At 61.3% G+C, this 22,439-nt stretch carries 18 protein-coding genes; 6 read left to right on the forward strand and 12 right to left on the reverse strand.

Features of this window, described 5'->3' with window-relative positions:
• Positions 1 to 11 precede the first annotated feature (11 nt).
• Positions 12 to 1,217, reverse strand: coding sequence for a glycosyltransferase family 4 protein (locus tag JVX98_RS07230; protein WP_205236315.1), 1,206 nt, complete (start codon positions 1,215 to 1,217; stop codon positions 12 to 14).
• 271 nt (positions 1,218 to 1,488) lie between these two features.
• Between JVX98_RS07230 and JVX98_RS07235 the strand changes: the two genes are divergently transcribed.
• Positions 1,489 to 2,949 carry a polysaccharide lyase family 1 protein gene (locus JVX98_RS07235; protein ID WP_205236316.1) on the forward strand — a complete coding sequence of 487 codons (1,461 nt, stop codon included), beginning with the start codon at positions 1,489 to 1,491 and terminating at the stop codon, positions 2,947 to 2,949.
• A 324-nt stretch (positions 2,950 to 3,273) separates the two neighbouring features.
• Positions 3,274 to 5,406: an exopolysaccharide transport family protein gene (locus JVX98_RS07240; protein ID WP_205236317.1), complete on the forward strand. Its 2,133-nt coding sequence runs from the start codon at positions 3,274 to 3,276 to the stop codon at positions 5,404 to 5,406.
• 349 nt (positions 5,407 to 5,755) lie between these two features.
• On the opposite strand, the gene JVX98_RS07245 is transcribed toward JVX98_RS07240, so the two are convergent.
• Positions 5,756 to 7,105 carry a lipopolysaccharide biosynthesis protein gene (locus tag JVX98_RS07245; RefSeq protein WP_371826500.1) on the reverse strand — a complete coding sequence of 450 codons (1,350 nt, stop codon included), beginning with the start codon at positions 7,103 to 7,105 and terminating at the stop codon, positions 5,756 to 5,758.
• A gap of 300 nt (positions 7,106 to 7,405) precedes the next feature.
• On the opposite strand from JVX98_RS07245, the gene JVX98_RS07250 reads away from it, so the two are divergent.
• From JVX98_RS07250 to JVX98_RS07265, 4 genes are all read left to right on the forward strand, one after another.
• Positions 7,406 to 8,725, forward strand: a complete 1,320-nt coding sequence (locus JVX98_RS07250; protein WP_205236319.1) for a polysaccharide biosynthesis/export family protein — start codon at positions 7,406 to 7,408, stop codon at positions 8,723 to 8,725.
• A gap of 158 nt (positions 8,726 to 8,883) precedes the next feature.
• The gene (locus JVX98_RS07255; RefSeq protein ID WP_205236320.1) at positions 8,884 to 9,567 is read left to right on the forward strand and encodes a PIG-L deacetylase family protein; all 684 of its coding nucleotides are present in this window, start codon (positions 8,884 to 8,886) and stop codon (positions 9,565 to 9,567) included.
• A gap of 36 nt (positions 9,568 to 9,603) precedes the next feature.
• Complete coding sequence (locus tag JVX98_RS07260; RefSeq protein WP_205236321.1) at positions 9,604 to 10,812, forward strand: DegT/DnrJ/EryC1/StrS aminotransferase family protein; 1,209 nt, start codon at positions 9,604 to 9,606, stop codon at positions 10,810 to 10,812.
• A 78-nt stretch (positions 10,813 to 10,890) separates the two neighbouring features.
• Complete coding sequence (locus JVX98_RS07265; RefSeq protein ID WP_205236322.1) at positions 10,891 to 11,481, forward strand: sugar transferase; 591 nt, start codon at positions 10,891 to 10,893, stop codon at positions 11,479 to 11,481.
• Here the strand turns inward: JVX98_RS07265 and JVX98_RS07270 are convergent.
• From JVX98_RS07270 to rfbF, 10 genes are all read right to left on the reverse strand, one after another.
• Positions 11,447 to 12,820 carry an O-antigen ligase gene (locus JVX98_RS07270; RefSeq protein WP_205236323.1) on the reverse strand — a complete coding sequence of 458 codons (1,374 nt, stop codon included), beginning with the start codon at positions 12,818 to 12,820 and terminating at the stop codon, positions 11,447 to 11,449. The genes JVX98_RS07265 and JVX98_RS07270 overlap by 35 nt on opposite strands.
• 75 nt (positions 12,821 to 12,895) lie before the next feature.
• Positions 12,896 to 13,705 (reverse strand): 3'(2'),5'-bisphosphate nucleotidase CysQ, encoded by an 810-nt coding sequence (gene cysQ / locus JVX98_RS07275; protein WP_205236324.1) that lies wholly within the window; start codon positions 13,703 to 13,705, stop codon positions 12,896 to 12,898.
• A gap of 55 nt (positions 13,706 to 13,760) precedes the next feature.
• Positions 13,761 to 15,650, reverse strand: a complete 1,890-nt coding sequence (gene cysN / locus JVX98_RS07280) for a sulfate adenylyltransferase subunit CysN (RefSeq protein ID WP_205236325.1) — start codon at positions 15,648 to 15,650, stop codon at positions 13,761 to 13,763.
• Positions 15,650 to 16,552: a sulfate adenylyltransferase subunit CysD gene (gene cysD, locus JVX98_RS07285; protein ID WP_205236326.1), complete on the reverse strand. Its 903-nt coding sequence runs from the start codon at positions 16,550 to 16,552 to the stop codon at positions 15,650 to 15,652. The genes cysN and cysD overlap by 1 nt, the downstream gene beginning before the upstream one ends.
• Positions 16,553 to 16,709: 157 nt before the next feature.
• Positions 16,710 to 17,120, reverse strand: a complete 411-nt coding sequence (locus JVX98_RS07290; protein ID WP_205236327.1) for a GtrA family protein — start codon at positions 17,118 to 17,120, stop codon at positions 16,710 to 16,712.
• Positions 17,092 to 18,105, reverse strand: a complete 1,014-nt coding sequence (locus JVX98_RS07295) for a glycosyltransferase family 2 protein (RefSeq protein WP_205236328.1) — start codon at positions 18,103 to 18,105, stop codon at positions 17,092 to 17,094. Before JVX98_RS07295 ends, JVX98_RS07290 begins: the two co-directional genes overlap by 29 nt.
• A gap of 16 nt (positions 18,106 to 18,121) precedes the next feature.
• Positions 18,122 to 19,099, reverse strand: coding sequence for an NAD(P)-dependent oxidoreductase (locus JVX98_RS07300; protein ID WP_205236329.1), 978 nt, complete (start codon positions 19,097 to 19,099; stop codon positions 18,122 to 18,124).
• Positions 19,100 to 19,189: 90 nt separating this feature from the next.
• Positions 19,190 to 20,428 carry a DegT/DnrJ/EryC1/StrS aminotransferase family protein gene (locus JVX98_RS07305; protein ID WP_205236330.1) on the reverse strand — a complete coding sequence of 413 codons (1,239 nt, stop codon included), beginning with the start codon at positions 20,426 to 20,428 and terminating at the stop codon, positions 19,190 to 19,192.
• On the reverse strand, positions 20,418 to 21,575 hold the full coding sequence (rfbG, locus tag JVX98_RS07310; protein ID WP_205236331.1) for a CDP-glucose 4,6-dehydratase: 1,158 nt from the start codon (positions 21,573 to 21,575) through the stop codon (positions 20,418 to 20,420). The genes JVX98_RS07305 and rfbG overlap by 11 nt, the downstream gene beginning before the upstream one ends.
• 3 nt (positions 21,576 to 21,578) lie before the next feature.
• Complete coding sequence (gene rfbF, locus JVX98_RS07315) at positions 21,579 to 22,403, reverse strand: glucose-1-phosphate cytidylyltransferase (protein ID WP_052201503.1); 825 nt, start codon at positions 22,401 to 22,403, stop codon at positions 21,579 to 21,581.
• Between the last annotated feature and the right edge of the window lie 36 nt (positions 22,404 to 22,439).

The following is a 22,439-nucleotide window of genomic DNA, read 5'->3' on the forward strand; positions in this document are numbered from 1 at the left end:
TGTCGGTGGGCTCAGTGCGCGGCGTGCGCCGAGATGTCGGAGGGCCGTTTTCCGAGAATTCGCTGATAAATGCTGACGATGCCGTCGACATGGGGCTTGATGCCATAGGCGGCGAGCGTCGAGGTGCGCGCCGTTTCGCTGATGCGTTGCCACTCGCCTCTGTGTTTCAGCAGGCGCTCCATCGGGGCGACGAAAGCCTCTGGGTTTTCTGGCTCGACGAGAAAACCGGTGACGTCGTTCTCGATCGCCTCCGGGTTTCCGCCGTGGTTGGTGGCGACGACCGGGGTGCCGTACATCATGGCCTCGATGAGCGTTCTGCCGAACGGCTCGCTCATGGCCGGCACGAGGAGAATGTCGACGGCGCACATATAGGGCGCGACCGGATGACGAAATCCCATGAGGTGGATCTTGTCGGCGATCCCGAGCGCGCGCGCGCGTTCCGCGGTCTCAAGGTCGAGCCGCGGCCCTGCCTGTTCGGGCGTGCCGAAAAGCAGGCCGGCAATCGGGAAATCCGGATTGCTGCGGTGAAAGGCATGAACCGCCTCGACGAAACGGAGAGGGCGCTTGCGCTCATTGAGAAGTCCGAAGTAGCCGACGAACCGCGTCTCCTCCGGCAGGCCGAGTTCGCGCACCAACGCAAGCCTGCTTTCCTCCCGATCGGGAATCTGGTCCGGATGCCGGAAGGGGCTGTGCAGCACCGAGATACGCCCCTCGAGCGGGAGCAACGGTTTTGCCGGCTGCGCAAATCGTGAGACCGTGACCACGTGCTTGGCAAGAAGCGGTGCAAGCATGTTGACGGCCCGGGCCCGAGGGTCGCCGCGGTGGTGCCACAGGAGTTTCGCGCCGGCCAGGTAGGTCGGAAGCGCCCAGGTCGTATGAATCGCGCCGTCGTTGGTGTGCACGATGTCGATGTTGTGTCGTCTGAGGAGCTTGATGATCTTTACCATCGAGATCGGATAGCGCAGTGCCGAGAAGGATTGCTGCGTGAGAGGCCGATCCCGTTGCGGCGAGAGGATGTCGATATCCTCGATTGTGACGTAGTCGATCTTGTTCTCGTCCAGATATCTGGAGAGCGCCTTGCGCGGATGATGGACGAAGACGATGGGATTGATCCGTTCCCTGTCGAACGACGATATGAGGTTGAGCGCGGAAATATGGCTCCCCCCGATATCATCACCCGAAAATGGAAATCCGACGGTAATTGCTTTTTGAGACACGAAACGAGGTCCCGAAAGTAAACTAAATATGGCGAAACTATAGCACCGTCTTATTGCTACTTCGAGAGGCCAAAAGCGAGAGTTATATACCTATTTCGGGTGATGAAAATAAATCGAATTGACGAACTATAACAAAAGTGGAAAGCTTCGCCCCGAATTGCGCGAAAAATATTCTTTTGATTGACGATATAGGGCGGAATGAATTGCCCTGCACAAGCGTTTTCAAGCTTCTGGAGCGGGGCCTCGCCAAAAGGCTTTGGGAGTAAACTATATGCTGATTGAGATTTTCATGCCGCGCACATCGCCACGTGCGCAGCGGCCGGCCGGTCATTTCGGTTCTCGGCCTATCCAGCAACAGACACGGCGCGCAAAGGCTTTTCAGCATGGTGCGTGCACGCTTGCCCTGCTTTCTGCCTTCTGCGGTGTCGAGGCTTCGGCCGCCGAGCCGCAGATGGTTGCGTTTCCCGGTGCCGAAGGGCACGGGAAGATGGCGCAGGGCGGCCGCGGCGGCCGCATGATCCAGGTGACGAGCCTTGAGGATTCCGGTCCCGGCACGCTGCGCGAATGCATCGAGGCGACCGGGGCCCGAAATTGCGTGTTTCGCGTTTCCGGGATCATCCGGCTCAAATCCTCGCTCGTGATCGGCGAGGATAACAACTCGGTCTCGATCCTCGGACAGACCGCGCCGGGCGGCGGCATTTTGCTGACCATCGACCAGACGAATGACGAGTTGAGGCACACCCCGCTGGTTGCCAAGCAGACGCACGACGTGATCGTCCGGCATCTGCGCATTCGACCGCGGCTGCCGAACTCCGTCAAGAACGTCCATGCGGCGGTGATCGAAAACAGCCAGCGCGTCTATTTCGACCATACGTCGATGTCCTGGGCGACCGACGAGAACGTCAGCACCTATTCCAATACGACGGATATCACCATCGCGAACTCGATCTTTGCCGAGGGGCTGAACAAGCACAGCAAATGCACCCTGCTCGGCGCCGACCCCAGAGTTCCGCAGAACATTACCTTCTGGCGAAACGCCTGCATTTCCAACAACGACCGAAACCCCGACAACAACCACTACGGAAAATCCTGCATCGAGATCATCAACAACGTGTTCTTCAATGCACGGTCCGAATGGGGCGAGGTGTTCTCGCAGTATCCGGGTGGCACGCCGATTTCCTATGTCGGCAACTACTTCAAGGCAGGTCCGAGCACGGTGGAGAAGACCTACGCCATCAAGTGGCAGAATGTCGAAAGCGCCGCCCAGCCGCAGATCTACGAGAGCGGCAACGAGTTGTGGGCGCCGCCCTCCAAGTCGCTTCAGCTGCTTTCGCCGGGAACGGACCAATTCGTGGTGAACCGCCCGCCTTGCCCCTTGGCAGTTAATACGCTCCTTGCCGCCGGTGAGGCATATGAAGAGGTTCGCGGCCAGTCCGGCGCGTTTCCCCGTGACGATCTCGACGTCGCCTGGATCAAGGATATGGGCGCGAAAGGCGAGAGGGGAGCAGGGCGCATGGTGGTTGCGCCGGGCGAGATCCCGGCGATCGAGGAGGCGCACGCCTATGCGGACGAGGACGGTGATGGCATGGCCGACAGCGTGGAGGAAAAATTTGGCGGCGTCGTCGGTGTGAAAGACGCCTGGGAGCCTGCCTCGACCGGTGGGGGCACGCGCTTCGATCAGTTCATGGAATGGCTGTCGCAGGAGCGGATTGCCGGTCGCTACCCGAACTAACGGGTGGCCTACGGTCTCTTTTCTGCAGCGGCCCGCAATTGTCGGAGTGCCCGAGAATGTCCGTCGCAACCATGAGGTCAAATCGTTCTTGGTTCGACGGCAAGCAACTATTGCTCTTCCGGACGCGGTATAATATGGTTTTCTAAATTTGAATGTTATTTCTATGTCAGTATTTTACCTGCGTGGCATTGCCTCTTGCCGCGCGGAGGCTGTGCGAGCGTGCCTTTAGTTCTTTGACATCAGGTATTTCTATCAAATTTATATGTTAGGGCTCTCATGCTGACCATCGATCGCAAAGTCGAAGCGCCTCCAGGGCGAGGCCAAATGCCTGCGGTTCAGTATCGGGAGGCGCGCGTTGCGCCGCGCGGATATGGCATCCGCGATCTGTTCGAGCTTTTCCGCCGGTATCGCGTGGTCTTCTTCTCGCTGCTGGGATTTGCGTTGCTTGCGACGCTGCTGACGGCCGCCCTGCTGCCGCGCTCCTATACGGCAGCTTCGGCCATCGTCTTTGACCGCAACGACGTTCGCCCCTATGAGGCGCAGGTCGAGTTGCGCAAGCTCGAACGCGACCGGTCGGTGATGGAAACCGAGCTGGACGTGATCCGCTCGCGCGTCTTCGTCGGCGTCGTCGTCGATGCGCTCAACCTGGTCAATGACCCCGATTTCAACACCTACCTGCCGGAGACCCGCAGCGAGCACGAGACGTTCCTGCAGTCGTTCTTCGCCAACATCTCCGAGTTCATTTTCGGCGCGCCGAAAGAGAGCACCCAGAAGGAGCGGCTGATCTCCGAAAACGTGCAGCGCAACCGCGCCATTTCGACCCTGCTGAACTCCTATGTCGTCACCCGTACCGGGGAAAGCCTCGCGCTGACGATCCGCGTGGTGCAATCGAACCCCTTGAAGGCGGCCACAATCGCTGACGCGCTCGCCGAGCAATATCTCTCCTGGACGGCGAAAAAGACCGAAGAGGCCACGAACAACACAGTTGCGTATCTGCGCGGCGAGATGGCCAACAGCGCCACGAGAATTGCAGGCATGGAGCGCGATATCGCCGCCTTTGCCCGCGACAGCGACCTGACCTTCGATCCGCAGGACGATGTTCTGAGAGCCCGCATGCTGCAGCTCAACGAGCAATATGTCACCTTGCGCGTCGAAGAGGCGGGCGCGGTTGCGAAGTACAACGAGGCCAAGCAACTGGTGTCTGCCGACGGCAAGGAACTGGCCGGCGGCGCGCTGACCTCGACGCAGCTTGACCAGTTGCGTGGTGAAGAGGCGCGGCTCGAGCGCACGCGCGCGCAGCTCGGCGCTAAGTTCGGCAAGAACCATCCGCTCGTCCTCGACGCCACGAACGAGCTTGAGTCCGTACGCTCTATGATCGGCAACGAGGCCCAGCGCCTCGTGCAGGAGCTGGCCAACAACGCCAAGGTCGCAACGGTGCGAGCCGAAAAATTCCAGGCGGAACTGAGCGCGCTACAGGACAAGGTCCAGGGCCGCAACCTTGCCGAAATCCGTCGGCGTGAACTTGCCCGCGACCTTCAGTCGGAACAGGCGGTCTACGACCAGATCGTGCTCAGGCTCGGTGCGCTCAATCCCGAAAGAGGCGAGTACAAGCCGACCGCCCGGATCGCGTCCTACGCGGAAGTGCCGACGAAGCCGACATTCCCGAACAATACGCTGGTGATCGTCGCCGGCAGCATCGGGGCAGTCCTGCTCGCAGTCGTCGGGGTCATCATTTCGGACTCGCTGGAAAGCAGGCTTTACCTGCCGCGCGACGCCGAGCAACTGCTCAACCGTCCGAACCTTGCCAGTGTCCCCGACATGCGCAAACGGCTGCGGAATTCGTCGGCCTTTTACCACTACATGCTGAACAATCCGGAGTCGCCGGCGGCGACCGCCATGCGCACTTTGTGCATGGCCTGGCTCACGATCGACCATGAGGCGGGCGGCAAGGTAGTAATGTTGTGCTCGCCGGCACTTGGCGACGGCAAGACCACGGTCGCGCTCGGCATGGCGACAATGGCAAAGGTCGACGGGCTGCGCCCGATCGTCATCGACCTCGACATGTCGGCGCAGAGCGCGCCGAACATTGCCGGCGCCAACACCAAGGATACCGCGATCACGGCGCCGCTCGAAGGCAAGGTCGATATCAAGAGCCGGATCGCGACGTCGCCTGCCTATCCCCACCTTGAGTTCATTTCGGTGCGTCCGGGCCTGATGAACCTCGATGTGCTCTGCGCCGAACTGCGCGACAGCTACGATCTCATCATCGTCGACGCACCGGCCGTCGAGGAAAACGAAGGCGTGATCTGGCTCGCATCGCACGTCGATTCCGTCATTCTGGTCTGCCGCTCGGGCGGCACGACGGATCGCCAGCTCGCCAATGTTCAGCAACGGCTGTCGCTGAACCACGCGGTTATTCTCGGCAGCGTCATGAACTACTGTGACCGTTCGGAGTAGGCGCCGCGGTCAAACCGGTCGATGAGGGGCGCTCGCAACTGGCGCGCGCCGATCGCCAAAGCCGGTTCAGCCGGTCTGCTGATCATCCCATCGTCAAATCGCGAAAGCCTTGATGTTCGACAGCCGAGTCTACTGCGCGCCGTTCGAGCACGCGATCGGCCTGGCTTCATAGCTGTAGCAGCATTCGATCTGGTGTGGCGGTAGCGCTACCGCCTGCGTCCGGTGATCGAGGCATCCACCTTGGCAAGGCTCATATTCCCTCGGCTCGGCAAAATTCGTATGAAGTCTGCGCGATACATACTTGCGTCGATAGATGGCCGGACCGGCAACCGAAAGGCCGTGCCGGCCATCAGCGTCTGCTGTCGAGCTTGCGGCGATAGGCGATCGCCATCTGCACGAACCAGACGCCCGACATCACGATATGCGCAACGTTCGCGCCCACGGCGCCGACGCGCGGGATGAGGACGACTGCCGTGAAGAGGAAGAGGGCGCCTCCGAGAAGCGCGCTTTGTAGCAGGATCTTTTCGTGCCCCATGGCGAGCAGGGCCGAATAGAGCGTCCTGCCGCAAAGAAAGATGATAACGGCGACGAACTGCACCATGACGAGAGAGGCGGCCGCCTCGAAGCCCGGCCCGGCCGTCACGCGCAGCACCCATTCGATGGTCAGGTGGGCGCCGATGAGGGCGCAGACGCCGAAGGCGAACAGCAGCCACCCGGTCTGGCTGACGGTCTTTCGGAACTCGTCGATCCCCTCGGTCGCCCAGACGCGCGAAAGATCCGGATAGAGCACGGCCTGGACCTGTTCTCCTGCTTGCTGTGCGATCTTCGCCACCCGCTTGGCGATATGGTAGAGGCCAGCCGATCCGGGGTCGGCGAGGTAACCGACGAGAAGTGTATCGAATTCGAAGGCGCAGGCCTGGATGATCAGCGCCATGTTGGTCCACAGCGAGAAGCTCCAGAAACCGGGGAAGCGGGTTCGGATATCGCCGAGCGGCACCCACATGACGCCGGTCAACCCCTGCTTGCGCAACTCGCGGAAAGCCCAGGCGGTCCTGTTCAGGCTGCTGCAGATCTGCGACGCCATCCACAAAAGCATGAACTCGAACAGCCCCCAGCCGAGATAGACGCCGGCAAGGCACAGGAGCGCCCTGAGGATGCTGGCGGCGACCTGGCCATAGGCGACAATCTTGAAGCGGCCATAGAGCCGCATCACCGCCGTCGGCATGCCGGTCACCTGGAAGGGCAGGACCGCGCAGTACATCAGTACGAAGCGGCTCATCTCTTCGGAAATGCCGAAAAGCGGGCCGGCAAACAACACGATCAGCACCGCCAGCCCCCATCCCGCAAGCGCGGTGGCGAGATCGATCAGCAGCCCGAATTTGAACAATGCCTTCAGGTCGTCGGTCTCGCCGACCTGAAGGGCCTTCGCCCCGTACTTGATCAGCGGTTGCCAGGAGCGGAAGCTGACGAAGCGCTCGATACCGCGCGTATAGGCAAAGGATAGGGCCAGGAGGCCATAGTCGGCAGGACCGAGCGCACGCGCCGTCAGGGCAAAGCCGGCCAGTCCGATGAAGGCACTGGCGAAGTTGCCTGTCAGCAGGTGTGCTATGTTCTTGAGCCGTCCGTGGAGGTCTGCCTCGGCTTGCCAGGCTAAACGATACTTTCTTGTCTTTTTTAGTAGTGATTCCAATAATATCACAAAATTACATCCTGCCTCGAGGTTGCAATTACGTCTGTTTCATGGAAGAATGCTAATATGTGTTTTAGTGTTCTCGCAGGGCGAGAAAAATTTGTTTCCCTGTTTCTGGGAAAATTTGATTACTTATCCATATGCAATTAAAAATTGTGCCGTGGAACCTATTTTGAAGCATATCATAGTGACCCAAAGAAATTACAGAGGTCTCGTAAAATAAATTCATCCATTGTTGGAGTTTAATTTCCGCTTCTCTTGGTGCGGTTGAACCATCGTGAAGTTCGGATCTATTCATTAGAGGGAAGCATGAAGTTTCCGGCTCAAACAATTTTTCGCATCGTCAGTCATATCGCTTTCGTCGCGGCGGCGACGTTGTCGCTGACGGGTCCCCTCCACGCTGCCGGCGCGTCGACTGCCAGTACGCCCAGCGCCACCGCATCGGGCGCTGCGACAACGACCGCCGTACCCACGATTCAAGCGGCGCCGGCCGCCTACCGGGTTTCGGTCGGGGACGTGCTGTCCTTCGACATTTTGGATGACGCCGAGCTGCCGACGTCCCTGACGATCGGCACCGATGGAGCGGCCGCCTTTCCGTTGATCGGCGCGTTCAAGATCGAGGGGCGAACCATTCCCGAGGCGGTCGACGCCTTACGCAACGAGTATCTCTCCCGCCAGTTGCTGACCGATCCGAAGCTGTCGCTTTCCATCGTAACGGTTCGCCCAGTGCTGATCCTTGGCGAGGTGCGGACGCCCGGCTCCTTCGCTTATTATCCGGGGCTGACGGTCGAGCAGGCGGTCGGCCTGGCCGGTGGACCGCAGACGGCGATGAGCAATCCGGCTGACCGCATCATCGCCCAGGCGAAGCTGCGCGGCACGATCGAGGAAACGGATGTCGAGATCGTGCGGGAGGCGGTCTACACCGCCCGGCTTTACGCACAATTGCGCGGTTCCGAGAAGGTCGACCTCAAGGATATTCCGGAAAGCGTCAAGATGTATGTCGATGAAGCTTCCGTCGGTCCCGTGGTCGCGATCGAAGAGAAGATCCTGAAGACGGACCTGCTGTCGACAAAGAACCAGATGGAGATCCTCAACCAGAGCATCATGCAGACGGAGGCGAGCCTGACGATCCTCGACAAGCTCAAGGAGCAGCAGGAGGAGGTCGTCGCGCTCAACGAACAGGTTGAAGCGAGGACGCTCGCGCTCAGGAAACGGGAGCTGAATACGGAATCCGAGCTTTCACGGGTGAAGATGGCGACCTCAAGCGAAAAATCGCGCTTGCTGGAGCTTATCTCCGAGATCGGGCGCTCCAACCGCGAACTCGCCAATCTCAAGCTACAGCTCGAAACCTTGAAGGCAAACCGCGAGAAGGAGATCCTGACCTTGCTCCAGGAGCGCGAGGCCACGCTCAAGAAGCTCGAAACGCAGCGTCAGACGACCAAGGAGCAGATGGTCCTGATGGCTGCTGCGGAGGTCGATTCGAGCAAGCAGGATGAGGTATCGTTTCTCTACAAGATCGACCGGGAGACCGGTCGGGGCGAGACCAAGGGCAGGCAGAGTATCCAGGCGACAAGCCTTACTGCCGTGCTGCCGGGCGATGTCATCTTCGTATCGATCGCCGGCCTGTAGCGCCGGCATGTTCGCGGCTTCGGTCGTGCATAGAAGGAGAGTTGCGTGAGGGGCGAGTTCGCATGTGGGCTGACGTCGGGTTTGGACCGCGGGGATAACCGCCCTTGTCGGGAAACAGTTCTGAGATCGGCGGCGATCGGCGTGTTGGGGGCGGCAAGATGAGCCTGATGGAAACACTCGGACGCACGCTGGTCATCGCACCGCATCCCGACGACGAGGTTCTGGGCGCCGGCGGGACGATGGCGCGGCTGGCGACGCAAGGAAACGACGTCTTCGTGGCGGTGGTCACAGAGGGAAAACCACCGGCCTATGACCGGGCCTCGGTGGAGGCCGTTCAGGCTGAAGCGCACGAGGCGCATCGGATTCTCGGTGTCAAGGAAACGCGCTGGCTGGGTTTTCCCGCCGCAGCCCTCTCCGAAACCTCCCACTCGGCACTCAATGCCGCGCTGTTCGAACTGGTGCGCTCCATCGCGCCGCGGACGCTGCTCGTCCCCTTCGTCGGAGACATGCATATCGACCATCAATTGATCTTCCTGTCGTCAATGGTGGCGGCAAGGCCGCATCAGCCCGGTTATCCCAAGGTGATCCTGGCCTACGAGACGCTGTCGGAGACCAACTGGAACGCGCCCTATGTGACGCCCGGCTTTGCGCCGAACGTGTTTGTCGACATCAGCGACCATATCGACCGAAAGCTTGCGGCGATGAAGGCATTCAAGTCCCAGGTTCGGGCCGCGCCGCACGAGCGCAGCCTCGAGACCTTGAAGGCGCTCGCCACATTGCGCGGCGCAACCGTACTCAAATCGGCCGCCGAGGCCTTCGTGATGGTGCGGCAGGTCATCTGAATTTCCGGAGTTTTCACTCGAGCGAGGGAGCAAGCTGTGGCGACGTGGCCGGTATATGACGAGGAACAGATTGCGGATGTTGCGGCGGTCTTGAGGTCGGGCAAGGTGAATGCCTGGACCGGGCCGCACGTCGCAGCCTTCGAGGAAGCCTACGCCCGCACCCTCGCGCGTAAACACGCCATCGCGCTTGCAAACGGCACGCTTGCGCTGGAGCTGGCGCTTTTCGCGCTCGGTTTGGAACCCGGCGACGAGGTGATCGTGACACCGCGCAGTTTCGTCGCCTCGGCGTCGTGCGTTTCGTTTTGCGGCGGCGTCCCCGTCTTTGCCGATGTCGACGAAAACAGCCAGAACATCAGCGCCGCAACGATCGCACAGAAGATCACCAGCCGGACAAAGGGCATCATCGCGGTCCACCTGGCCGGATTTCCCTGCGATATGCCGGAAATCATGGCCCTCGCCAGACAGAAGGGACTGTGGGTGATCGAGGATTGCGCCCAGGCCCATGGCGCGGAGATCGACGGCAAGCCGGTCGGAAGTTTTGGCGATATCGCGGCATTCTCCTTCTGCCAGGACAAGATCATCACCACCGGCGGCGAGGGTGGCCTGATCGCTCTTGACGACGAGGCACTGTGGAAGAAGGCCTGGAGCCGCAAGGACCACGGCAAATCCTATGATGCGGCATTCCTGCGAGAGCACCCACCGGGTTTCCGTTGGCTGCATGAAACGATTGGCACGAACTGGCGGATGACGTCGCTTTCGGCGGTTCTCGGCTCGCGGCAGCTGGAGCGCCTTCCGGCATGGCACGCGACGAGGTCCCGCAACGCTGCGATCCTCGACGATGTCGCCCAAGAGCTTGCGGCGTTGCGCGTGCCGACGCTGCCGAAGGGATATCACCACGCTTACTACCGCTACTACGCCTTCGTTCGGCCGGAGGCATTGAAGCCCGGACACGACCGCGACTGGATCGTGGCGGCGATGAACGCGGCGGGCGTGCCGTGCTTTACCGGAAGCTGCTCCGAGGTCTACCTCGAGAAGTGTTTCACCGATCTTGGGCTTTCGCCGGCCGAGCGGCTCCCGGTCGCACGCCGGCTGGGTGAAACCAGCATCGCGCTGCTCGTCGATCCGGCGCAGAGCGAAGAGGCGATGACCAAGGCCGCCCGCCTTTTGCATGCCGTCGTCACCGAGGCGTCACTTCCCGCTCTGGGGCAGCACGCGCCGGTGCTTGAAATGGAAGCGCGAGCATAAAGCCGCCCTTTCGGAAACGGCCGCGTCGCCGCGACGCGGCTGCCCGACCATACCCTGACCGGTGCATGGGAGTTGGAGATGAAGCGGTGCTTTGACATCGTCTTTGCCTTGATCGCGGGCCTTCTGAGCCTACCGATCATTATGGTGGTCGGGATTGCGGTCGCCATCTGGCTCGGCCGGCCGGTGTTGTTTTACCAGACCCGGGCGGGGCTCGACCGGCGCCCGTTTCGCATGATGAAGTTTCGGTCGATGTCCGATACGCGGGACGCTGACGGCCGCCTTCTCAGCGACGCCGAGCGCACGGGACGGTTCGGGCTTCTGCTTCGCCGGACGCGCCTGGACGAATTGCCCGAGTTCTGGAACATCCTGATAGGCGATATGAGCCTCATCGGCCCGCGGCCGATCCTCCCGGAGACGATCGAGGCGCTCGGCGAGCGCGGGGTTCGTCGCTGCAGCGTTCGGCCGGGGCTGACCGGCTGGGCCCAGATCAGCGGCAATGCCATTCTTTCGAACGACGACAAGCTCGATCTCGATCTCTGGTACATAACCAACCGATCAGCCTGGGTCGATCTGAAGATCATCGCTGAAACAGTTCTGGTGATGATCTTCGGGGATAGGATCAGCGAACGCCGGCTCAGCGCGGCACGCCAGAGCGTGCCTGAGCGATAAGATCCCTTTGCCGTAATTCGGGTTGTGGCACCGGTTCGGGCTGGGCAAAAGTGTCCGGCGCCGGTTTTGCCGCGCGTGAGAACGCGATGTAGGCGCAGGCAAGGGCGACAGGCAGCACGAGCGGGAATGGCCAGAAACGGCTATAAGCGTGCGGCACGGCATTGGCGACCAACAGCATCATCGAGACGTTGGCGAGGATGCAGCCCGCAAACGGTCGCCCGCCTGGAAGCCGCGCCACGGCCAGCGCCGGGCCGAAGGCCGAAAGCAGCATCACCAGAAGACCGAGCGCCGAGATCAGACCGCCTTCCGTCCACAAAAGCAGATAGAGATTATGAACCGGCTGGTGAATGGCGCTCGCGATCCGGTACTGGTCCGCACCGACGCCGAGCAGCAAGGTGCTGTCGGTCATGTTCATCGCTTCATAGATCAGCTCGACACGATGGTCGAATGTGCCGGCCTGGCCGATATCGCCGCTTTCGAGCGCTCCGAGCACGCGCTTTTGGAACGCGGCTGGAAGATAGTCGCGGGCGGAAGTGAAAACCGCGAGAACCATGCCGGCGAGCAGAACGACGTTGATCATCAGCCGCTTCCAGTTGACGCCAATGACGGCAAATGCGCTCATGCCGAAGACGAGGGCGATGAGGCCGGTGTTGGAGCCGGTCAGCAGGATTCCGTATATCAGGATCAGCAGGGCGAAAACCGCATAGATCCGGTTGATGCGTTTCGTCGTGATCAGCAGAAGCAGGATCGGGACGGCAAGCGCGATCACCGCCGCGCACTCGTTTTCGCGCTCCATCAGACCGCTGAAGCGGCCGTTGCCGCTGACGAAGTTGGTGTTCGTGCGGCCGTCGATATGGATGAGATAGATGCCCTGGAAACACAGGACGAGGATCGAGAACACATAGGTCTTCGCGAGCAGGACGAGCTGATCGAGCGTACGACCGCTGAACAACAGCACGACGAAGAGATAGGCGTAGAGATACTGGGTGACGACCACGATGCCGCGCATCGGGTCCGGGCCTGCGATGCTGCTGACCAGCAGGCCGGAGACCAGCATCGTCAGCCCCAGCCACCACAAGCCGCTGCTGACGCGCCCGAACAGCTGAAAATCGATGTTGCGGTTGAGCAGCGCAAAGCAGAAGCAAAGCAAGGCGAGGAAATCGGCGACGGTGAAGTTGGTATCGCCGTAGCGAAAGTAGTTCATCGAGCAGAAGAAGACGGCGCCGACCAGCAGCAGGAACTCGATCTTTTTGGTGAGCACGATGCCTGGCGCATCGCGGCGCGCGGCTTCGCGACAAGGAGCCAGTCCGGCCGAAAGGGTATGGTTGAACATGTTCATGGCATGCCGTCACCTTCAACCGATACGAGGCTGCTCGCTTGAGCCTCGTTTTCAGGCACTCTAGCCTTTTTCCCTTTAGTCCGCTTCTTTTTCGCGAACCTCTGGTCCGCACTCACGACCCCAGCCGATGAAGCCTGGATTGGCGAAGTCGCAATCATTTGCCTGGCGCCGCTTTCCGTAGCGGAACGGTTGCCCGTCAAGCGTCGTGACGCGTCCGCCGGCAGCGCGCAGCACGGCATCGCCGGCGGCCGTATCCCATTCCATGGTGCGCCCGAAACGGGGATAGACATCGGCGAGCCCCTCGGCGAGCAGGCAGAATTTGAGCGATGAGCCGATCGACGTGCAGTCGCGGATAGCGTTGCGCTCCAGGAAGTCCGCCGTTTCGGCATCGCTGTGCGAACGGCTGGCAACCGCGGTCAGATGTTTGGGCCGTTCCCGGCACCGTATTTCCGTGGTCTCGGTGACGGCAAAGTCGGCCGTCACCTGAAACTTCGCCGCCCGTCCGCCTTCAGCGACATAGCCGACCAGCCGGGCGGGCGCAAAGACGACGCCGGCGACCGGCTCGCCGTCGCTGATCAAGGCGATGTTGACGGTGAAATCGCTTCGTCGGTTGATGAATTCCTTGGTGCCGTCGAGCGGGTCGACGAGGAAGAAGCGCTGGCCCTCGATTTCGGGCACGGCGCCTGCCGCGACGGCTTCCTCGGCCACCACCGGGATGTCGGGGAAGGTCCGTGCCAGAATGGCAAGGATGATCTCTTCCGCACACCGGTCGGCTTCGGTGACCGGCGAACAGTCGGCCTTTTCATCGACGGTGATATCACGCGCGTAAACGTCGAGAATGGCCTTGCCGGCCTCTATCGCTGCTGCCGTGAGCGTATCGATCATCATCACTCTCCGTACTGCCGCAGGCGGCGTCGTCTTTACCGCGCCGGACTGGCGCCTATTGATTGTCGAGATAGGCCTCGATTTCGCCTGCAAGCGCCGTGACTTCGCGGCCCACGGTGTGCAGATGGATTTCCGGCGTCTCCGGGCGCTCGTAAGGCGAGCTGATGCCTGTGAAATTGCTGATCTCGCCGGCGAGCGCCTTCTTGTAGAGCCCCTTGGGATCGCGGCGCGCGCATTCCTCGATCGGGGTATCGACGAAGATCTCGATGAATTCGCCGGGGCCGAACAATTCGCGGGCCATGCGGCGCTCCGAGCGGAACGGCGAGATGAACGACACGAGCACGATCAGGCCCGCCTCCGTCATGAGTTTCGCAACCTCGGCAACCCGCCGAATGTTTTCGACGCGGTCTTCTTCGGTGAAACCGAGATCGCGGTTGAGGCCGTGGCGGACGTTGTCGCCGTCAAGCAGGAACGTGTGCTTGCCCTGGGCGTGCAGCATTTTCTCGACGGTGTTGGCGATCGTCGATTTTCCCGAGCCGGAGAAGCCCGTGAACCACAGCACGCGCGGCGTCTGATGATTGAGTGCGGAACGGGCCTTCTTGTTGATGTCGAGGGCCTGCCAATGAACGTTGAGCGCGCGACGCAGCGGAAAGTCGATCATGCCGGCGCCGACGGTCGCATTGGTGAAGCGGTCGATCAGCACGAAGTTGCCGGTTGTCCGGTTGTCCTTGTAGCTGTCGAAGACGATCGGCGCCTGGGTGGAGAGATTGCAAACGCCGATCTCGTTCATGCGCAACGACTTTGCCGCTTCCTCGGCAAAGGTGTTGACGTCGATCTGGTGCTTGAGGCTGGTAATGGTCGCGCTGACGCTGTCGACTTCCGTGCGCAGGATGTAGCTGCGTCCGGGAAGCATCGCATCCGGGTGGAGCCAGATCACATGCGCCATGAACTGATCGGCGACATGTGGGCGGTCGTCCGGCGGCACGAGCATGTTGCCGCGCGAGATGTCGAGCTCGTCTTCCAGCACAAGCGTGACCGACTGGCCCTCGACTGCGCGCGCAAGCTTGCCGTCATAGGTGACGATTTCCTTGACCCTTGAAAGCTGGCCGGATTTTGCCACCGCGACCGGATCGCCGACAGCGATGCTGCCCGATGCCACCTGGCCGGCAAAGCCGCGGAAGTCGAGATTTGGGCGAAGGACGAGCTGGACCGGGAAACGGAACTCCGCTTCGGCCGCCTCTTCCTCGATCGGCACCGTCTCGAGATGCTCCAGCAATGTCGGGCCGCCATACCAGGGCATGTTCGGCGAACGGCTCGTCATGTTGTCGCCAAAGCGCGCCGAAATCGGGATCGGGGTGATCGTCGAGAAACCGAGGTTCTCCGCAAAGGCCTTGTAGTCGGCGACGATCGTGTCGAAGACCCGGCGGTCAAAACCGACGAGATCGATCTTGTTGACGGCAAGAACAACGTGGCGCACCCCGAGCAGGGACGCGATGAAGGAATGGCGCCGCGTCTGCCGAAGAATGCCCTTGCGGCTGTCGACGAGCACGACGGCAAGCGCCGCCGTGGACGCTGCCGTGACCATGTTGCGGGTATATTCCTCGTGCCCCGGCGCGTCGGCGACGATGAACTTGCGGCGCGAGGTGGCGAAGAAGCGATAGGCAACGTCGATGGTGATGCCCTGTTCCCTTTCGGCCTCCAGGCCGTCGATCAGGAGTGCGAAATCGATGTCGCCGTGGTTTGCGCTGTTGCGTTTCGTCTCGCGCTTGAGTGCCGCGAGCTGGTCGTCGAAGAGCAGCTTGCTGTCGTAAAGCAGCCGGCCGATCAGCGTCGACTTGCCGTCATCCACTGAGCCGCAGGTCATGAAACGCAGAAGCGATTTCTTCTCCTGTTTGGCCAGATATTCGAGCACGCTGTCCGGTGTTGCGGGAATGCTGGCGGTCATCAGAAGTATCCCTCCCGCTTCTTCTTCTCCATCGATGCGGTTTCGTCCGCGTCGATCAGGCGGCCGTGCCTCTCCGACGTGCGGGCGGTCAGCATTTCGCGGACGATGTCCTGCAGCGTCGTGGCGTTGGATTCGATCGCAGCGGTGAGCGGGTAGCAGCCGAGCGTGCGAAACCGCACCAGCCGCTGCTCGACCTTCTCGTCCGCGTGGAGCGGCATGCGTTCGTCATCCACCATGATCAGCATGCCGTCCCGCTCGACGACCGGCCGGCGTGCGGCGAAATAGAGCGGAACGATCGGGATGTTTTCCTTGAGGATGTATTGCCAGATGTCGAGTTCGGTCCAGTTGGACAGGGGAAAGACACGAATGGATTCGGATGGGCCGACACGCGTGTTGTAGCTCTTCCAGAGCTCGGGCCGCTGGTTCTTCGGATCCCAGGCGTGCTGAGCGTTGCGGAACGAGAAGATGCGCTCCTTTGCCCGGCTCTTTTCCTCGTCCCGCCGTGCGCCCCCGAAGGCCGCATCGAAGCCGTATTTGTCGAGCGCCTGGCGCAGCGCGATCGTCTTCATCACATGCGTATGCACGTTGGAGCCGTGGGTGAAGGGGTTGATCTTCTGCTCAACACCGTCGCGATTGATATGAACGAGGAGATCGATGCCGAGTTCGGCCGCAGTGCGGTCGCGAAACTCGATCATCTCGCGGAATTTCCAGGTGGTGTCGACATGCAGGAAGGGGAAGGGCGGCTTGCCGGGATAAAATGCTTTCATCGCGAGATGCAGCATGACGGAGGAGTCCTTGCCCACCGAATAGAGCATGACCGGCTTCGCGAAGGTCGCGGCGACCTCTCTGAAGATGTGGATCGCCTCGGCTTCCAGGCGCTGCAAATGAGTTAAGGACATCATGAGACTACCGATTTGTGGAGTGGTCGCTGGTATGCATATTAGTAATGCGCGTCGAAAGTGTTCCAGCGCCATGTCGTCCGTTAATAATATTTTCTACACAGTTTAATTTTTTGAGTAATATTAACATTGTATGCTTTTTGCTTCTGCAAATGCACGTTCACGTGCTTTCGATTCGAAAGACCCAAAGTCGCGACGCCAGATAATTCCAGACAAAGACGATCGGGACGCTGATCACCTTGGCGACCGGTGCCGGGATCAATAGGGCAAGACCCGCGACGATCACGGTCGATATCAAGAGGCCCGTCAGGGTGGCGGCGACGAACTTCACCGCCTGCACATGGCTGTGGGCGGCGCGGAAGGTCCAGGCGCGATTGAGCATGTAGCTGACCGCGATGCCGCAGGAATAGGAAACGAGGTTGGACGGCGTTGGCGGCGCCCCTGCGAAATAGAACGTGTTGAACAACGCCATGTCGAGCAGGGTCGTCACGGCGCCCACGGCCGCAAAGCGGGCGAGCGTTTCGCCGGCGCGCTGCCGGGACCTAGCGTCTTTTGTTGTCGGCAGCGACATCGCCGCGCCTCCAATCCGGCATCGCCGGCGTCGGGCGCCGGTGTTCGTCATTGTTGATTGAAGCTTCGATGATCGGGGCCGGGCGATGCTTCGATTGCATGAAGATGCGGCCGACATACTCCCCCATGATGCCCAGGAAGATCGCGTTCAAGGTAATGGAGAGCAAAAGCAGCATTGTGGTCGTGGCAAAGCCGGCGGGCCAGTCCTGCCCAAACAGAAGCTTGCCGACGAGGTAGCCGAACAGAAGCAGCAGCGTGGCGGCGCCCATCACCAGGCTCGCCATCGAGGCGAGCCTGAGCGGCGTCAGCGAATGGTTGAGGATGCCATCGACCGCAAGTGACAGCATCGCCCTGAACGGAAACTTGCTTTCGCCGGCCACGCGCGCTTGACGGTCGTATTCGAAGCCGACCTGGGAAAACCCCATGGCGCTGATGAGGCCACGCAGATAGGGAGACGTGTCGTCGACCTTGCGCAGTTCGTCGAGGATGCACCGGTCGACGAGCCTGAATTCGCCGGCGTTGAGCGGCAGATCGTCCTCGCTGAGTGCATTGATACACCAGTAGAAGGCCCGGCGGATATGGGTTGTCAGCCAGCCGTCGGTGAGCGTCCGGCGAATGCCGTAGACCACCTGGTGCCCCCTTAGCCAGAGATCGATCATGCCGGGTATGAGGTGCGGCGGATCCTGCAGATCGCAGTCGATCTGCACCGAGCAATCGCCGGTCGCCGCTTTGTAGGCCACGAGCAGCGAGCGCTGGTAGCCGATGTTGCGGCTGAAGCGGATCACCCGAACGCTCGGATCTTCGCTCGCAATCTCCGACAGGATCTCAAAGGTTCTGTCGGTGGAGTGGTTGTCCGTGAAGATGATCTCGCGGTCGTATTCGGGCAGGCTGCGGAACATGTCGACGATCGCCTCGTGGGCGCGCCGGACATTGGCCTCCTCGTTATAGGCCGGTACCAGGATCGAGATTTTCTGTCTCTTTATCATCTCGTTGTCACCACCCTCAGACGGTCTTGCGCGTAGCATGGCCATCGGTCGAGGCCGGCGGTACGACGGCCCGGTGCCATGCGATGGTGCGGGCCAGCCCTTCCGCAAACGGTATGCGGGCGCTCCAGCCGAACAGATCCTTGGCGCGCCCCGGCGCTGCCCGGAAATCGCGGATGCCGCCTGTCGAGGTGGCCGAACCGTATTCGATGAGGGCGGGGTCGGCGCCGGTTTGTTCGACGATCAGCCGTGCGACCTCGCGCATCGGTGGGGCGATGCCGGTTGCGACATTGACGAGCCGGGTGCTGACCGGCGCATCGGCAATCCGCAGCAGCGCTTCGACGACATCGTCGACATAGAGCAGGTCGCGCCGGTCGCTGGGATGGCGGACGACGCAACGCTGGCCGGCAAGGCAACGCTCGATGAAGGACGGGATCATGAACTCGGTCGATTGCCTCGGGCCAAAGACAAGCGCCAGCCGCGCGGTGATCACCGGAAAGGGCAGGCGTGCCTGCAGCCCCCCGATGAAATGGGTCGCGGCCGTCAGTTCGGCCCCATAGGCGTTCACCGGGATTTCGCGGCTGTCTTCCTCGTAGGGGGCGGGTGTCGCTCCATATTCGGCAAGCGATCCGGTTCGGATGATTTTTCGCGGTGGATGGCGCAGCGTACTTGCCGCGCCGAGCAGGCTGAGCAATGCATTGAGGTGTTCGCGGATGCCGGCCTTGGCGTCGTTGAGTTCCGCCTCTTCCCGCCGGCGTGTACGGGCGGCGAGATGGAAGACGATTTCCGGCTCGACCTCCTGCAGGCAACGCCGCATGGCATCGTCGGACTGAAGGTCGAAATTGTGCCGGATGAACGCACCGTCGACGGCCTCGAGCCGGCTGTCTTCGGAGCCGGGCCGCACCACTACATGCACTTCATGGCGCGCGTCGAGGCAGGTTCGCGTCAGATGCGAACCAATGAAGCCAGCGGCACCGGTGATCAATATTCTCGACATGAGCCTCTTCTCATCTACGCGTGACCGCCGAGGACCGAAGATCCGTCTGACGCGCCTCCCCTTAGCCGGAGAGGCGCGTTTCGTGTTCGCTCAGAAGAACGAGGCCGGCTGATGATCCCGGCGCTTCGTGGCGCCGGAGCTTGCATACCGCTGGGCGAAATCACGGAAGGACTGGTGGATATGGTCCAGGTGCGCCTGCGTCAGGCCGTGGTGGCAGGCAAGCAGAATGCCGCCGCGCATCACGTCGTCTGCGACCGGATAACCGCGTGGCTCGACCTTGCTATGAACGCCGCTCATCGCCGGCTGGCGCAGGATGTTTCCGGTAAATACCGGGCGGGTCTGGATGTCGCGCTGTTCCAGAAAGATCTGCATCTCCCGGCGGGTGAACGGCGCATCGGCGCGCACGGTCATCGGGTAGGCAAGCCATCCGGTTCGCGAAAGCGGCAATTGTTCCGGCAAGACGAACCAGTCCTCGTAGGTCTCGAAGAAGGCGCGCTGCTTGGCGAAGTTGCGCTCGCGTGCGTCTATGTTCTGCTGCAACCGGTCGAGTTGGACGAGCCCGAACGCCGCTCCCATCTCGGACGGTTCGATGTTGAAGCCCAGCACCTCGAACACGAACTTGGCGTCGTAGTCGAAACCGTCGAGATCGATGTTGAACCGGTTCTCGATGGTCTCGGATTCGACAAAGAGCGAGGATGTGCGGCCCCAGGAGCGATAGAGCATCGCCTTGCGCGCCAGTTCTTCGTCGTTGACGCAGACCATGCCGCCGTTGCCCGCCGCGGTGATGACGTGTGAGCCGTAGAAGCTGGTCGTGCTGATATCGGACCGCGCGCCGGTGCTGGTGTCCCTGATCGTCGCGCCCAGCGTGTCGGCGCTGTCTTCGATCACCAGCAGTTTGTGCGCGTCGGCGATGGCGCGAATGCGATCCCAGTCAGGCAAATTCCCGATCAGCGAAGGGATCATCACCGCCTTCGTCTTCCTGGTAATCATCCGCTCGATCGCATCGACTTCGATATTGTAGGTGCCTTCGACGACGTCGACGAATGCCGGGATAAGACCGGCGCGCACGATCGGGGCGACTGTCGTCGCAAAGGTCAATGCGGGCGTGATGACCTCGGACCCCTTCGGGAGGTCGGCGATTTCGATGGCGAGATGGTTCGCGGACGAACCGGAGTTCACCATGATGCCATGCCGTTTCGCAAAGAGCGTCGCGACACGTTCCTGCATCGACCTGACGGCCGCGCCCATCTGTGTCGATGAGCGCAGGACTGCCACGACGGCGTCGATCTCTTCCTGACCGTAAACGGACTGTCCGTAATTAACTCGCATCTTTCCAATCTCCGATGTCGCGCAATGGCAATGGTCTTGCTTCGTGTTCGACTTCCTGTTTCCAGGCGCTGGCGTATTGCTCGATCTGATGCTCCGAGAACGACCGAATGGTTCTCGGATCCTCCCGGTACTTGCGGTACCAGGCGACAGTCATGGCCACGGTGTCGCGCAGGCGCAGCACCGGCTTCCAGCCGAGTTCCGTGCGGGCCTTGGTGCTGTCGAGGCGTAGGATGGTCGACTCCACCGGCGCGTTTACCTGCGGTTCGACGATGTATTTCGGTGGCGCGTCGCCCCATTGGCCGACGACCATGTCGGCAAGCGTTCCGACATTGACGGTCGCTTCCTGGTCGGGGCCGAAATTCCAGCCGCCGGCAAAGCGCGTTCTGCCGTGAAGCAGGTGCGCCGCCAGCATCATGTAACCGCGAAGCGGCTCGAAGACGTGCTGCCATGGCCGGATGCTCGCCGGATTGCGCAGCCGCGCAGGGCTGCCGCCTTCCACCGAGCGGACCAGGTCAGGCACGAGCCTGTCAGCGCCCCAGTCGCCGCCGCCGATGACGTTGCCGGCACGCACGCTGACAAGCTGCGGCCCGTTGGGGTCATTGAAGAACGAGGATCGATAGGCGGCTGCGACGAGTTCGGCGCAGCCTTTCGACGAACTGTAGGGATCGCGCCCGCCCATCGGGTCGTTTTCCCGATAGCCCCAGACCCATTCGCGGTTCTCGTAGCACTTGTCGCTGGTGACGACGATCACGCCCTTCAGGGACTTCATGCGCCTTGCCGCATCGAGCACGATGGCGGTGCCGACGACATTGGTCGCATAGGTGTCGACCGGGCTCTCGAAGGAGGCCCGCACCACGGCCTGCGCGGCCATGTGAATGACGACATCGAAATCCTGTCCGTCGATAGCTCGCGCGACGTCGGCGGCAGAGCGGATGTCGCCCTCGTGGCCGTCGATGACGTCGCCGAGGCCGGTCGCCAGGTAGAAGGACGGTGTCGACGGTGGCAGCGACAGGCCGACCACCGTTGCACCCAGTCGCCTCAGCCAGAGCGAGAGCCAGCCTCCCTTGAAACCGGTGTGTCCCGTGACCAGGATCTTTCGACCACGGAACGCCTCGGCAAGGTCGGCCTCGCTGGTGATCAAAGCCATGTCCTACATCCGTACGTGATGGGTGGACGGTGCGGCTGTCGCGGCGGCCAGGTGATCGCGTTCGAAGTGCAGCCACGGCGGATCTTCGCTTTCGCACAGGCCGTTCAGGTAATCGCGATCGCGGACCGTATCCATCGGATGCCAGAAGCCGTGATGCTTGTAGGCAAACAGTTGACCGTCCCTGGCGAGATTGGTCAGCGGCGACATTTCCAGCGGTTCGGAAAGGCTCGGGATGTAGTCGAGCACGCCGGGTTCAAAGACGAAGAAGCCGCCGTTGATCCAGGTTTCCTTCTTCTGTACCTTCTCGGTGAACTCGACGACCTGGTCGCCTTCGATCTCGAGGTTGCCGAAGCGGGCCGGAGGCTGAACGGCGGTAACCGTCGCAAGGCGCCCGTGCGAGCGGTGAAACGCCAGCAGCGCCTCGATGTCGATGTTTCCGACGCCGTCCGAATAGGTCACCATGAAGGGCTCGTTGTCGAGCCATTCGCGCAGGCGCAGGAGCCGACCGCCGGTCATGGTCGACAGGCCGGTGTCGACGACAGAGACATTCCAGTCGAGCGGATGGTTGGGGTGCAGCACCATCGAGCCGCTTCCGAGCGCGACGGTAAAGTCCGCGGTCGACAGATGGAAGTTATGGAAGAAGCTCTTGATCGACATGCATTTATAGCCGCCGGCAACGACGAAGTCGCGGTGCCCCCAGTGGCTGTAAATATCCATGACGTGAAGAATGATGGGTTTGCCACCAATCTCAACCATCGGCTTAGGAATACGCGTGGTTTCCTCGGCCAGGCGCGAGCCAAGCCCTCCCGCAAAGAGAACGACTTTCATAGCGGTCTCCAAGAAGATATGTTTGGGATAGTGTTG

Source organism: Ensifer sp. PDNC004 (assembly GCF_016919405.1).
Classification (GTDB): Bacteria; Pseudomonadota; Alphaproteobacteria; order Rhizobiales; family Rhizobiaceae; genus Ensifer.

Excerpts from the sequence above, each read along its gene's own strand:
- JVX98_RS07235 (WP_205236316.1), top strand. The coding sequence starts at position 1,489 with ATGCTGATTGAGATTTTCATGCCGCGCACATCGCCACGTGCGCAGCGG.
- JVX98_RS07240 (WP_205236317.1), top strand. The coding sequence starts at position 3,274 with ATGCCTGCGGTTCAGTATCGGGAGGCGCGCGTTGCGCCGCGCGGATAT.
- JVX98_RS07250 (WP_205236319.1), top strand. The coding sequence starts at position 7,406 with ATGAAGTTTCCGGCTCAAACAATTTTTCGCATCGTCAGTCATATCGCT.
- JVX98_RS07255 (WP_205236320.1), top strand. The coding sequence starts at position 8,884 with ATGAGCCTGATGGAAACACTCGGACGCACGCTGGTCATCGCACCGCAT.
- JVX98_RS07265 (WP_205236322.1), top strand. The coding sequence starts at position 10,891 with ATGAAGCGGTGCTTTGACATCGTCTTTGCCTTGATCGCGGGCCTTCTG.
- JVX98_RS07270 (WP_205236323.1), bottom strand. The coding sequence starts at position 12,820 with ATGAACATGTTCAACCATACCCTTTCGGCCGGACTGGCTCCTTGTCGC.
- cysQ (WP_205236324.1), bottom strand. The coding sequence starts at position 13,705 with ATGATCGATACGCTCACGGCAGCAGCGATAGAGGCCGGCAAGGCCATT.
- cysN (WP_205236325.1), bottom strand. The coding sequence starts at position 15,650 with ATGACCGCCAGCATTCCCGCAACACCGGACAGCGTGCTCGAATATCTG.
- cysD (WP_205236326.1), bottom strand. The coding sequence starts at position 16,552 with ATGATGTCCTTAACTCATTTGCAGCGCCTGGAAGCCGAGGCGATCCAC.
- JVX98_RS07290 (WP_205236327.1), bottom strand. The coding sequence starts at position 17,120 with ATGTCGCTGCCGACAACAAAAGACGCTAGGTCCCGGCAGCGCGCCGGC.
- JVX98_RS07295 (WP_205236328.1), bottom strand. The coding sequence starts at position 18,105 with ATGATAAAGAGACAGAAAATCTCGATCCTGGTACCGGCCTATAACGAG.
- JVX98_RS07300 (WP_205236329.1), bottom strand. The coding sequence starts at position 19,099 with ATGTCGAGAATATTGATCACCGGTGCCGCTGGCTTCATTGGTTCGCAT.
- JVX98_RS07305 (WP_205236330.1), bottom strand. The coding sequence starts at position 20,428 with ATGCGAGTTAATTACGGACAGTCCGTTTACGGTCAGGAAGAGATCGAC.
- rfbG (WP_205236331.1), bottom strand. The coding sequence starts at position 21,575 with ATGGCTTTGATCACCAGCGAGGCCGACCTTGCCGAGGCGTTCCGTGGT.
- rfbF (WP_052201503.1), bottom strand. The coding sequence starts at position 22,403 with ATGAAAGTCGTTCTCTTTGCGGGAGGGCTTGGCTCGCGCCTGGCCGAG.